The 13,049-nt window shown below is 39.1% G+C and carries 13 protein-coding genes; 3 read left to right on the forward strand and 10 right to left on the reverse strand.

Annotated elements, in window-relative coordinates; genetic code table 11:
• Window positions 1-5: 5 nt before the first annotated feature.
• The 9 genes from J671_RS06950 to J671_RS06990 form a co-directional block, all read right to left on the reverse strand.
• Window positions 6-647: a DUF2238 domain-containing protein gene (locus J671_RS06950; protein WP_031981786.1), complete on the reverse strand. Its 642-nt coding sequence runs from the start codon at window positions 645-647 to the stop codon at window positions 6-8.
• 82 nt (window positions 648-729) lie between these two features.
• Window positions 730-2,118 (reverse strand): adenylosuccinate lyase, encoded by a 1,389-nt coding sequence (gene purB / locus J671_RS06955; protein WP_002052704.1) that lies wholly within the window; start codon window positions 2,116-2,118, stop codon window positions 730-732.
• 54 nt (window positions 2,119-2,172) lie between these two features.
• The gene (gene hflD / locus J671_RS06960) at window positions 2,173-2,907 is read right to left on the reverse strand and encodes a high frequency lysogenization protein HflD (protein WP_031981787.1); all 735 of its coding nucleotides are present in this window, start codon (window positions 2,905-2,907) and stop codon (window positions 2,173-2,175) included.
• A gap of 13 nt (window positions 2,908-2,920) precedes the next feature.
• Entirely contained in the window at window positions 2,921-4,054 is a 1,134-nt protein-coding gene (mnmA, locus tag J671_RS06965) for a tRNA 2-thiouridine(34) synthase MnmA (protein WP_031981789.1), read from the reverse strand.
• A gap of 4 nt (window positions 4,055-4,058) precedes the next feature.
• A complete protein-coding gene (locus tag J671_RS06970) occupies window positions 4,059-4,547 on the reverse strand; it encodes an NUDIX hydrolase (RefSeq protein WP_031981790.1) in 489 nt (162 codons plus the stop codon).
• Window positions 4,548-4,666: 119 nt separating this feature from the next.
• Window positions 4,667-5,212, reverse strand: a complete 546-nt coding sequence (locus tag J671_RS06975; protein WP_004707665.1) for a gamma carbonic anhydrase family protein — start codon at window positions 5,210-5,212, stop codon at window positions 4,667-4,669.
• A gap of 89 nt (window positions 5,213-5,301) precedes the next feature.
• Entirely contained in the window at window positions 5,302-6,450 is a 1,149-nt protein-coding gene (dacC, locus tag J671_RS06980) for a D-alanyl-D-alanine carboxypeptidase PBP5/6 (RefSeq protein ID WP_031981791.1), read from the reverse strand.
• A gap of 126 nt (window positions 6,451-6,576) precedes the next feature.
• A complete protein-coding gene (locus J671_RS06985) occupies window positions 6,577-6,999 on the reverse strand; it encodes an MCR_0457 family protein (RefSeq protein ID WP_002052886.1) in 423 nt (140 codons plus the stop codon).
• 147 nt (window positions 7,000-7,146) lie between these two features.
• Window positions 7,147-7,518, reverse strand: a complete 372-nt coding sequence (locus tag J671_RS06990; RefSeq protein ID WP_004886002.1) for an MCR_0457 family protein — start codon at window positions 7,516-7,518, stop codon at window positions 7,147-7,149.
• Window positions 7,519-7,620: 102 nt separating this feature from the next.
• Between J671_RS06990 and surE the strand changes: the two genes are divergently transcribed.
• The 3 genes from surE (at window position 7,621) to J671_RS07005 (ending at window position 10,373) form a co-directional block, all read left to right on the forward strand.
• Window positions 7,621-8,391, forward strand: coding sequence for a 5'/3'-nucleotidase SurE (surE, locus tag J671_RS06995; protein ID WP_002052561.1), 771 nt, complete (start codon window positions 7,621-7,623; stop codon window positions 8,389-8,391).
• Window positions 8,392-8,502: 111 nt separating this feature from the next.
• On the forward strand, window positions 8,503-9,342 hold the full coding sequence (locus J671_RS07000) for a peptidoglycan DD-metalloendopeptidase family protein (protein ID WP_016804676.1): 840 nt from the start codon (window positions 8,503-8,505) through the stop codon (window positions 9,340-9,342).
• Between the two features lie 101 nt (window positions 9,343-9,443).
• The gene (locus tag J671_RS07005) at window positions 9,444-10,373 is read left to right on the forward strand and encodes a LysR family transcriptional regulator (RefSeq protein WP_031981793.1); all 930 of its coding nucleotides are present in this window, start codon (window positions 9,444-9,446) and stop codon (window positions 10,371-10,373) included.
• 55 nt (window positions 10,374-10,428) lie between these two features.
• Here J671_RS07005 and J671_RS07010 read toward each other — a convergent pair whose 3' ends face one another.
• Window positions 10,429-13,047, reverse strand: coding sequence for a Lon protease family protein (locus J671_RS07010; RefSeq protein WP_004707676.1), 2,619 nt, complete (start codon window positions 13,045-13,047; stop codon window positions 10,429-10,431).
• Window positions 13,048-13,049 lie beyond the last annotated feature (2 nt).

Here is a 13,049-nt window from a genome sequence, read left to right on the forward strand (position 1 = left end):
TTTATTTACGGTTTATTGTCTAATTTAGGTGATGTTATCAAGGCGAAAAGTCCATAGAGGATTGAGCCAATTGTGGCGAGTAACATATCTTTATGAGCATCCCACATATCACCTTGTTGCCCATTATAATTTTCCGCTTGTTCAGGTGATAACCCAATTGCGATTGCCCATTCAATTAGTTCATAAAAGACACTTGATGCCATCACGAATTGGACTACAAGTAAAAATAGAGAAAAAGGACGTGCAGTGGGTAACCATACTTGGAATACACGATAAATAAGAGGGTAGAGCAAAGCACCATATGAAAAGTGGACAAGTCGATCATACATATTACGAGACCAACCCATGTATTCATCTAAGTTAAAATGAAAGATGTGTTGAATCCAGTCATTATACGGAACGTATGAATAGAGATAATGAGCACCAATTACGTGGATTAAAAGAAACAGTAAATAAAAACAAAAACTTAAAAAAACGAGTCCAATTTTTTTAAAAATAATAAAAAGCAGAATCAACATCAAAACAGTGCCAGCTTGATGAAGTAAATAAGCCTCAAACTCAAGTGGTTGAATACCTGAAATAATAATGGCAATAAAAAGCAGGCCAAGCGCAATATAGTGTTTAACTTTAAATTCTTTTTCGATCATTTTATAAATAAGTCTTTATTCTGATTTATATGAGTGTAATAAAAAAGCGAAGCCTAAGCTTCGCTTTTATCAACTTTTTTAATTAGATTTTGCTAATTAAATCGTTAATTTGTTTTGCTTGTTCAGCTGCATTACCTGTATAAGTTGCAGGTGTAAGCTCAGCTAAACGAGCACGCTCTTCGCTTGGTACTTGAGCAAGTTCATTACCATTTACGAAATCAACCATCATGTCGCGAGTCATTGCTTGGCCACGAGTTAAAGCTTTTAACTTCTCATATGGTTTTTCAACGTTATAACGACGCATAACTGTTTGAATTGGCTCTGCAAGAACTTCTTGAGCTTGGTCAAGATCTTCATTCAAGCGGTTTGCATTCAATTCAAGTTTGCCAATACCTTTTAAGCAAGCATCAAAAGCAATTAAGCTTTGAGCAAAACCAACACCCATGTTACGAAGTACAGTTGAGTCAGTTAAGTCACGCTGCCAGCGAGAAATTGGTAATTTTTCGCCTAAGTGAGCCAACACAGCATTTGCAATGCCTAAGTTACCTTCAGAGTTTTCAAAGTCAATCGGGTTAACTTTGTGCGGCATAGTTGAAGAACCAACTTCACCTTCTTTAAGTTTTTGTTTGAAGTAACCTAAAGAGATATAACCCCATACGTCACGGTTAAAGTCGATCAAAATTGTATTGTAACGACGTAACGCATCAAATAATTCAGCCATGTAGTCATGTGGCTCAATTTGAGTTGTGTATGGGTTAAATGTTAAACCTAAAGATTCAACAAAAGCTTGTGAGTGCGCTGGCCAATCAACATCTGGGTAAGCAGAAAGGTGAGCATTGTAGTTACCTACTGCACCATTGATTTTGCCGAGTAACTCAACATTTTCAAATTGCTTGATTTGGCGAGCTAAACGATATGCAACGTTCGCCATTTCTTTACCCAAAGTTGTTGGGCTAGCAGTTTGACCATGTGTACGAGACAACATCGGTTGTTCAGCATGAGTCGTTGCTAAAGCAGAAATTGCATTTAAAATTTGCTTCATGCTTGATACTAAAACTTCACGACCGTTTTTAAGCATAAGCGCATGAGACAAGTTATTGATGTCTTCTGATGTACAAGCGAAGTGAATGAACTCACCCGCATTTTGTAATTCAGCAATACCAGCAATTTTCTCTTTCAAGAAATATTCAACTGCTTTTACGTCATGGTTAGTTGTACGTTCAATTTCTTTAATGCGATTCGCATCTTCTTCAGAGAAGTTGCTCACGATTGCATCTAGAGCTGCATTTGTTTCAGCTGAGAAAGGAGCAACTTCAATAATTTCTGGACGATTAGAAAGCGCTTGTAACCAACGCACTTCTACAGTGACACGAGCATGAATTAAACCAAACTCAGAAAGAAAAGGGCGTAGCGCATCACATTTGCTGGCATAACGTCCATCTAATGGTGATAGTGCGGTTAAAGCGTTCATAACGATTCCTTAATGCTGGAATAAACATAAAACAAAAATAATCTCGTTACAGACTTAGATAACTTGGTACTGTAAGCGAGCAAGTGCTTGAATATCCTGTAGCAATTTACGTTTGCTAAAAATCATATTCCATGAACTACCGCCGAGTTGTCGCCATAAATGAGCCATTTGTAGCCCTGTAAACAGACAAGCACGAATACGGTTGGTATGGTTGGTATCTTTAAATGCCTCAGCATTACCACGAACAAGAATGCGTGGATTAATTTGCCCGGCAGTATCAACATAGGTTTGTGCCAAATTGGCTAAAATGCTGGGGTGTAAATAGTTATTATCGAAAAAAGAAAGCTGTTTTAAAATCTTCTGCTGCGCTTTTTCAATAATCGCCACATATTCAGGATTGCTATAGACCTTCTTTTCTAATTGCAAAAGTGACATTGCGTAAGACATAGGAAGCTTTGCACTACGCATTTTAGGTAAACGAGACTTAGGCGCATTGGTAAAAGGCTGGGTAATACAATTTTCGAGTGTTTTAAGACCTAACGAAATATCAGCCAGTTGATTAAAAAAATCTAAAGTCTGAACGTTATTATTATTTGTTGTCGGGCGAATATTTAAACTCGCCTTTATTAATAACTCAAAATAGAAGTTACCACTTTCACCAATACTTTGCTGACCTGTCATAGCAGTCATATGTGTAAGCTGGGTCGCTTGGAATACCCCAGCTAAAGCAAGGGCACGGTTTTGGCGAACATTCAAGGCTTGTGATTGTTGAAAGGGTAACTCCACCATGCCACTCATTCCCTTAAATAAAATTTGGTGTAGGGGCATTTGTATGGTGAATCACACCCCCGCCTAGGCAAACTTCATCTGAATAAAATACAACACTTTGACCCGGTGTAACTGCGCGTTGAGGTTCATCAAACTCAACACGAATACCGTGTTCACTATTTTCATCAATAAACACTGTGCAAGCCTGATCAGGCTGGCGGTAGCGTGTTTTAGCGGTACAACGTAATCCTTCAGCTGGAATATGTTGTTCACCTGCTACCCAGTCAATGGACTCACTCCAAAGCTGTGTACTTTGCATCAGTGGGTGTTCATGTCCTTGGCCTACAACTAAACGGTTATTGGCAACGTCTTTATGAAGTACAAACCATGCACCTTCAGCTGCACCTTTCATACCGCCCAGACCAATACCACCACGCTGACCGAGCGTATAGTACATCAGACCGTGATGTTCACCAACTTCTTTACCATTATCCAGCACAATTTTACCTGGTTGAGCGGGTAAATATTGTTTAAGGAAGTCATTAAAACGGCGTTCACCGATAAAACATATACCAGTTGAATCTTTTTTCTTCGCAGTTGCTAAGTCCAGCTCTTCGGCAATTCTACGAACTTCCGGTTTTTCAATTTCGCCAACAGGGAAGAGCGTTTTATTAATTTCACGGCCATGCACTGCATGCAAGAAATAAGTTTGATCTTTATTATTATCTAAACCACGTAATAAAGGTGCATATGCTTCACCTTTAGAGTTATATGCAGTTTCAGCACGACGAGCATAGTGACCTGTTGCAATAAAGTCAGCACCTAAAGTCATGGCATGGTCTAAAAATGCGCGGAACTTAATTTCTTTATTACATAAGATGTCTGGGTTTGGGGTACGACCAGCTGCATATTCAGCCAAGAAGTGTTCGAATACACGATCCCAATATTCCATCGCAAAGTTTGCAGTGTGAAGTTTAATACCGATTTTATCTGCTACTGCTTGAGCATCGGCTAAATCTTCCATTGCTGTACAGTATTCCGTGCCGTCATCTTCCTCCCAGTTTTTCATGAAGAGACCTTCAACTTGATAACCCTGTTGAAGTAAGAGTGCCGCAGAAACAGATGAATCTACGCCACCAGACATACCGACGATGACACGTTGTTGCATAGGACTAGGCATCCAAATGAGAAGTTAATGAGGGAGAGAAAGGGTGCTCATAAATAAGAGCTAAAGGATAATGGAGACCTTTTATGGCATCTTCAATCGCTTTAATGACCAGAGGACTACGAGCGCGGGCAGATTCTTGAAGCTCATCTAGAGTCATCCAGACAGCAGAAACAATACCTGTATCAAGTTTTGGGTCGCTTTCGACATGAGTGACATGTGCTAAAAAGCAGAAGCGATAGTAAGTACGGTCCGGAAACATAGGTGGGGTATATGTATAAATACCAAGTAAGGCATCTATATCAACATGATGACCCGTTTCTTCAAGTGTTTCACGAATAGCCGCTTCTATTAGCGTTTCACCACATTCCACATGACCAGCAGGTTGATTAAACACAGTGTGTACAAAACCTTCGCTATGTTCTTCGACAAAAAGATAACGTCCATCTTTTTCTACGACTGTAGCGACAGTGACATGAGGAGTCCATGCGGCCATAAAAAAGCACCATGAATTTAAAAGTCGTATGATACGAAATTTAGGGGTTTTTGGCTACGGTGATCTTACAAACGATAGAGAACTATAAAAGCTCTATCGTTTGAAAAATTGAGTATGTACTAATTGGTTTGGTTATCTTTATGGTTATTTTGCACTTTTACATAATGTCTTGCTGAGTAAGGTAAAAATGCCAATTCTTTTTCAGTTAGAGGACGTACTTGCTGTACTGGACTTCCAACGTAGAGATAACCACTTTTTAAGACTTTACGAGGTGGAACTAAACTTCCCGCACCAATCATTACATCATCTTCAATAACGACATCATCTAAAATGACGGTATTGATCCCGACTAGTACGCGGTTGCCAATTGTACAGCCATGTAAAGTCACATGATGACCCACCGTCACATCTTCACCAATAATAAGAGGTGAACCATTAGGCTTGGCATCATTTTTATGGCTGACATGTAACATACAATGGTCTTGTACATTACTATTTTTACCAATTTGAATACTATTTACATCTCCGCGAATGACTGCAAAAGGCCATACCGAAACATTTTCGGCCAATTTAACATCACCGACAACCACGGACATTTCATCAATGTAACAACTTGGATCAATTTGTGGATGATGATCTAAATAAGGACGGATGTTTTTTGTCATGAGAAGCATCAAAATAAAATTTAATAGAAGTATAAAATAAAAAAGCACTCAAGCTAATAGCATGAGTGCTTAATTGAACTATTCTAAAATTAGAATAAGTTACTAAAGAATTGTTTGATATGGTCGATCATGCGTGCAAAGAAGCCTGCTTCTTCAACTGGTTTTAATGCAACAAGAGGTTTTTCAGCAATGACCTTGCCATCTAAACTTGCAACAAGTTTACCCACCACTTGGCCTTTTTGAAGAGGGGCATTTAAATTTGGTTGAACAACCAATTGAGTTTTTATACCACCTGCTTTGCCTTTAGGCATAGTGACATTGAAGTTCTCTGCTAAACCAATTTGAACTTCATTTTCTTTACCGAACCATACTTTAGCTTTTGCAAGAACTTGGTTTGCAGGTTGAACATTTGCAGTTTCAAAGTTCGCAAAGCCCCAAGACAACAACGCGCGTGTTTGGTTAGCACGTTCATTAACGCTGTCAGTACCAAAAATAACTGAGATTAAGCGCATTGGGCCACGTTTACTTGAAGTTGTTAAGCAGTAACCAGCTTCATCTGTATGGCCTGTTTTTAAACCGTCAACACTTGGGTCGGTATAAAGTAACGCATTACGGTTACCTTGCTTGATACCGTTAAATGTAAATTCTTTCTCAGAGTAAATTGGATAGTATCTTGAGCTGTCTTTAATAATATGTTGAGCTAGAACAGCCATATCTTTTGCAGTTGAATAATGACCTTCTGCAGGTAAGCCCGTAGAGTTCATAAACTGGGTATTTGTCATACCAATACGTTTTGCTTCCTGGTTCATGAGGTGAGCAAAAGTACCTTCATTTCCTGCAATATGTTCAGCCATTGCTTTTGACGCATCATTACCAGACTGAATGATAATACCTCGAAGCATTTCTAAAACTGTTGCAGTGCCATTTAATGGTACATACATACATGATTCAGCGCTGCTTCCTTTACACCAAGCAGATTCGTTCATACGAACCTTTTCATTCTCGGTAAGCTCACCTTTTAATAGTTTTTGTTCAATGATGTAGCTTGTCATCATTTTAGTCATAGAAGCAGGCGCAAGCTTTTCATTTTCATTTTTAGAAGCGAGAATCTGTCCTGTCTCGTAATCCATTAATACATAAGACTTATTATTTAATTCTGGCGGAGCTGATAAGACAGTTGCTGCATAAGAAAAACTTGGTGAGAGGAGGAGTGCAGCAATAGCGCTTTTTCGAGTCATTCTAGGTAATTCCAATATCTTGTGTGAAGCAGAAGAGCCTAGCATTTTAGGACAAAGCAAAGCCGACTTCTATGGGGGAAGTCGGCTTTTTCAAACAGTATTGTAACTAGAGAGTTTTTAACTAATTTAGTTTTGCGATTGATAAGCTTTTACGTCTTGACAAACTAACTTGTTTTGCTCGTTACCAGCAGCTTTTGCATCATTACGTGCTTCTTTTAAGACTTTCTTGAAACTTTTGTCTTTGCTACGTTTTTCTAAAGCTGCAACTGGGTCTGCTTCATTTGGTAAATAATCTTTCACAAGGCGCTCATAACCTTGGGCAAATTCAGCATCTTTTTTGCCAATTAAACTTGGACAAATTTCAGAAAGTACTTGAATTGCTGCTAATTCTTCGGGTGTAGTCCCTTTGGTCGGCGTAACTTCAACAACATTTTCATTTTCAGTTTTCTTTTCAGCTGTTTTTTTCTTGTCAGCAGCATAACCCACTGTTGCCATTGTCATGAGTAAAACAACAGAAAGTGATTGAACTAAGCTTTTTTTCATAAACATGGATAACCTGAAACAAAAATTTGAAATATGCCGATAGCTTAAACAATTTAAACGCTAAAAAAATGGAAAAAATGTATTGTTATGTAGGTTTTCTGCTTTACATAAACAGAAAACCCTTCAAAGAAAAGCGTATTGAGTCAAATAAGCTTAATCTTTGTAATTTACCACTTCCTGACAAAGTTCGTGTTGCTCATGGTGATCCATTTCTTTTGCCGCTTGGCGAGCTTCACTTAAAAGTGTCTTGTATTCTGCATCATTTTGTAGGGCAGAAAAGGTAATTGACTTATTGGAATAACCACCAAGGTACATTGCAATAATCTTTTTAGTATTCGTTTCAAGATTTTTATTTGCGCCAACAAAACTAGGGCAAATTTCTTGTAAAACTTGAGTAGATGCAATGTCATCTTTAATTAAGCTATCAGCTTCTTGTGTCGAGATACCCTCATCAGCAAAAACCGTTTGCGTACACAATGTGATACTGATCCCCAATACTTGAAAAAAAGGAGCGAAAGTTTTCATTTTTTCACAATTTTATAATGCTATGGAGGCATAAATATATATAATTCAACAAATAATTCAATTGAGAAAACCTTCGGGTTTATTTGTCGAGAAAGATTTTTTGTGAATATTCTAATTGCGAATGATGACGGTGTATTTGCACCAGGTATACAGGCTTTAGCTGAAGCGTTAAAACCATTAGGCCGTGTTGTAGTAGTTGCTCCAGAAAGTGAAAGAAGTGGATTTTCGAGCGCGTTAACGTTAGATCGCCCTTTACGTCCTATTCAAATTGCTGAAGATGTATGGGCTGTAAATGGAACGCCAGCCGATTGCGTCTATTTATCTATGAATGGATTGTTTGATTTCGAATTTGACTTGGTGGTTAGTGGAATCAACAGTGGTGCAAACTTAGGTGATGATGTTCTGTATTCGGGAACAGTCGGCGCTGCATTTGAAGGACGCTTAATGAAACAGCCTGCAATTGCGGTTTCTTTAGCGGGTTCTGATGTGCGTTCATACAACCATAAAGATGATTATGCGCAAGCAGCCAAATGGGTACATGACTTTATTGCCAAAGGTTTACCTGCGCTACCACCTCGACATATTTTTAATATTAATATTCCGGATGTACCTCAGTTGAAAGGTACACAAATTACCTATCAAGGACGCCGTGCTCAGTCTAAACCCATCACAAGTCATGTCGACCCAAGAGGAAGACAGGTCTACTGGATTGGTCTGGCAGGTGAAGCAGTTACGGACCCGCAGCGTATTGCTAGCCAGATTCAATCTGACTTTTTTGCGGTTGCAAACGGTTTTGTGAGTGTGACCCCAATTCAGATGGATGCAACAAACTATGCGGTTTTAGAGGATTTGCAGGCAAGCTTGGGTCAATAATTTGGCCCGAATGTTATAACTTTGTGAATATAGAAAAAGAGGAACATGTTTCCTCTTACTTTTTTGGTACTCTTAGCCGAAATGATTTGTAGCATTTAGTGAGGGAGATCGATGCATTTAACTGGGCAACAAAGCAGATCGCATATTCAAAGAGACAATATAATGAAAATTATGATGTTGTCTGTAGCTGTAGGTTTTACTGTTGCAATGGCAGGATGTGCTTCTAAACCACAAATTAATAATAGTTCTCGCTATTCAATGGCTCCTAACTATTACACCGTTCGTTCAGGTGATACTTTAAGTGGCATTGCAATGCGTTATGGTTTGGACTATCTCAGTATTGCAGAGATGAATGATATTGCTCCGCCATATCGTATTTATGTTAATCAATCATTACGATTGAAAAAATCTTCTTCACCAAAAACCGTGTCGACACAAGTCATGGCGCAACAAGAGCCAATTAAGCGCCAAACAATTGCATTACCGACAACCACAACTCCGCCAACAACAACGGTTACTACACCGCCGCCAAGAACAGTTGCACCAACAACCAATACTAGCGTAGGGGCTTCAATTCCAAGTTCAAGCTTGCGTTGGGTGAAACCAAATAATGGTCCGGTTATCCAAGGATTTAATTTGGCGAATAATGTCAAAGGAATTCGTTACGGTGGTAACCAAGGTGATCCTATTTATGCGGCAGCTGACGGTCAAGTTGTATACGCAGCCGATGGTTTAAAAGAATACGGTAATCTCGTTTTAATCAAACATATTGATGGCTATATCAGTGCGTATGCCCACAATAGCAAGATGATGGTGAAGAGTGGAGACAATGTAACCGCAGGCCAAAAGATTGCTGAAATGGGATCTTCAGGGGCTTCTCGTGTCATGCTTGAGTTCCAAATTCGCCTTGACGGTAAACCAATCAATCCGGCAAATCTTTTACCAAATTAGCTAATGCAATAAATATAGGTTTCCTCGTATAATGTAATTGGTTGCTTTCATTACAACAATAAGCATTTTTTATAAATTTAGAATTAGATTTGAGGAAACCTATGTTAGATCAGCTTCGTGCGATGGGTGTTTTTGCTTGTGTGGTTGAAAAAAGTTCATTTAGTGGTGCGGCACGTGAATTAGGCATTACAACAAGTGCTGTCAGTCAGCAAATACGTTCTCTTGAAAATGAAATGGATGTAATTTTATTACACCGTTCTACTCGAAAACTTAGTTTGACAGAGGCTGGACAGGCTTTTTTCTCAAGTTGCCAAGAAATGTTGGCAGCAGCAGAAAGAGGCAAAATCAGAATCAATGAATTGCGAGATGACTTGATTGGTGATTTGCGTATTGCAACAACCCCAGACTTAGCAGTTCAGCACATTATTCCTGCTTTATCTCATTGGATGTCTGCCCATCGCGGTTTATCTGTTCATTTTGAAGTGGGGCATCGTTATATCGACTTAATTGAAGAGCGAATTGATATTGCAGTACGTATGAGCTCTAAGCCAGTAGAAGAGAGTAGTTCTGTAGTTCCTATGGCTTTTGTCGATCAGATTTTGGTAGCCTCTCCCAGCTATCTCAATCAATCAAGCCCGATTTTGCATCCCAACGATTTAAACAACCATGAGTTGCTTTCTATCAATGCAATGAACGAATCACGCACTTTTAACTTCCAGCATGCTAAAACAGGTGAAAAATTAAATATTGAGATGGTAAGCCGTTTGCAAAGTAATAATTTGCAAGTTGCTAAAGCCTTATGTCAGCAAGGACATGGTATTGCTAGAATTTTATATTTAGATGCTCAAAAAGAGTTGAAGGCTGGTTCTTTAATTGAAATTCTTCCAGATTGGAAACTCCCGGCTTTCACTTTATATGCAGAGATCGCCAAACACGATCAACAGCCAATGAAGATTCAGCGTTGTGTTGAAGCGCTTAAACAGTATTTTAGTCAATTGGCTGGCGGAAGGGCCATGCAAATTGTTCGCTAATTTTACCTTATTCATAAAAAAGGGCTTGTGATTACAAGCCCTTTTTTACTTAGTGCTATTTCTGCTTCAGAGTCGCAACTTCTTCTTGAGTCTCTTGTGGAAGATCATCAGCTGTGAGCTCTTCATGCTTTTTGATTTTTTTCTTGTTTTTCTTTTTCTTCTTTGGTTCCTCTTCAATTTCTGCACCATCTTCAATGGCTTGCCAATATTCAAGTTGTTCCATTACAGCCGCATAAATAGAGTGCTTACTGTACTTGCCTTTTTTATCGAGTGTACCGACTGGACGAGCCATTAAAATTTCAAGTGCTTGGTCAATCGTATCAATCGCATGAATATGGAACTGACCAACTTTTACTGCATCAATTACATCTTGGCGTAACATCAAATGTTGCATGTTTTGACGTGGGATAATGACACCCTGTTTGCCAGTTAAACCTTGTAATTTACAAGCATCATAGAAGCCTTCAATTTTTGCATTTACACCACCAATTGGTTGAACTTGGCCTAACTGATTCATAGAACCGGTAATTGCCCATGATTGATCAATTGGTATTTGGCTAATTGCAGAAATTAGTGCAGAAAGCTCGGCAACCGTTGCACTGTCACCGTCGACTTGCCCATAGCTTTGTTCAAATGCAAGCGCAGCAGAGAAGTGTAAAATCTGTTCACGGCCGAAGTGAGCTTTCAAGAAGCTAGACATGAGCAACACGCCTTTGGCATGGAGTGAACCACCAAGTTCTACACTACGTTCAATATCAAGAATATCACCGCCACCTTGATAAACTGAGGCAGTCAAACGTGAAGGTAAACCAAACTCAACATCTGCATAGTGAATAACGGAGAGGGCATTGATTTGACCTAAACGGTGGCCCGAAGTTTCGATTAACTGAGTTCCACGCGATAGATCCTGCCAGTAAAGTTCTCTTAAATAGCCTAAGCGATATTGTCTATGTTGTAATGCAAGATTAATGTGTTGGTCAGTTACAATCTTTTCATTGGCTTTAAATGCATGATGATGTGCTTCGCGAATGAGATCACCCAAAGTTGAAGCATGTAATGATAGTGAACTTTGGTCTTCCGCCTGACGGCTTGAGTCGGTAAGTAAAGCTGCTAAAGCACTACGATCAAATGGAAGTAGTTTATCTGCTTGTACATAGTCAGCAATTAGCTGCATGTAAGCTTGTTCATTTTCGTCATTACGTTGTAATGTATCGGTAAAATCTGCACGAATTTTAAATACACTACCAAGCTCTGGTTCTACTTCTAAGATTTCATAATAAATCTCAGGTTCTGCCATAAGAACCACTTTAATATCAAGTGGAACTGCAGCAGGTTCTATCGAGATAGAGCCTGTTAACGTCAACATGTGTTCAAGAGAAGAAAGCTTGAGCTGGCCTGATTTTAAAGCACGCTTTAAACCCTGCCATGCATAAGGCTGTTCGAGTAATTGCTCGGCTTCAAGCATTAAAAAACCACCATTCGCTTGATGTAGAGCACCTGGGCGAATGAGTGTGAAATCTGTGGTAATTGTACCGTTGTGCGTAAGCTGTTCTACATGACCAAGCAAGTTGTAGTGAGTTGGGAAATCTTCAAAAATAACCGGTGCACCGCTGTTTGGTTTATTTGAAACAATTACATTTGCTTGATAACGTGCTGGTACACGATTGAACATAGCAGGAGCAAAGTCATCTTCTTCTTGCTCTAAAATGAGCTCAACATTGTCAATTACATCTTGTGCATATTGTTTTAAATAATCTTCAAGCCCTTTAACTTGACCATACTTATTTAAAATTAAATCTATTCGTGGCATGACCACTTGAGTCGCGATGTCTCGATTTAAAACAGAGACTTTGTCTCGTGCATCGTCTTCTAAATCGCCTAAATGCAAACCAAGACGCTCAAGCTTTTTATCCATATAGCGAATATTCGCCGCGATTTCAGCACGCTGTTTACTATTTAAAGCATCAATTTCTGCTTGGGTCAGTTCTTGAACCTGATCATTTTTTACTTGGACAGGCACAAAACCATGCTTCTCATTTCGAGAAATTAATTTTAAATCGAGCTCTTCGCCTTCTTTTGTTAACTCAACAAGCGCTTCTTGCTGCTCATCTCCAGTTTCCTGACGAATTCGCTCAATACGGTTATGATAAGTCTCGGCACTAAAGCGGCGTTCAAGCTGTTTTAAAATAATTTGCCAAGTTTGATGAAGAGTATGTTGAAACTTGGTTCCTTGCCCAGCAGGGAAGCGTAGCGCAATTGGCTGACGCGCTTGCTTAAAGTTATAAACATATACCCAATCATCTGGAGTAGGCATTGTTTTCGCATGTTGTTGGAGTAAACGCTTAATCATGGTGCGTTTACCCAAACCTGCCGTTCCTACTGCAAAAATGTTATAACCAGAGTAGGGTAAAGAAATGCCGGCTTCTACAGAAGCTTTGGCACGATCTTGTCCTAAAAAGTTATTAAGCGGTTTTATACGTTTTGTTGAGGCTGGAATATTTTCAAAATCTGGAATATGTGTAAGTTGCTCGGGTTTTAAGGCTGTTTTATCCAAAGTCATTTTTATATCAGGTTGCTCAAAAGCTGAAGGAAATGCATTTATTGTGACGTTTGTGGTGTTTGTTTTAGCGAGTGATAAAGTTGAAGTTGTCACTTGATCAAGTTTTTGTGTCACTG

The sequence above is a fragment of the Acinetobacter sp. 1130196 genome (genome assembly GCF_000588095.1).
Classification (GTDB): domain Bacteria; phylum Pseudomonadota; class Gammaproteobacteria; order Pseudomonadales; family Moraxellaceae; genus Acinetobacter; species Acinetobacter nosocomialis.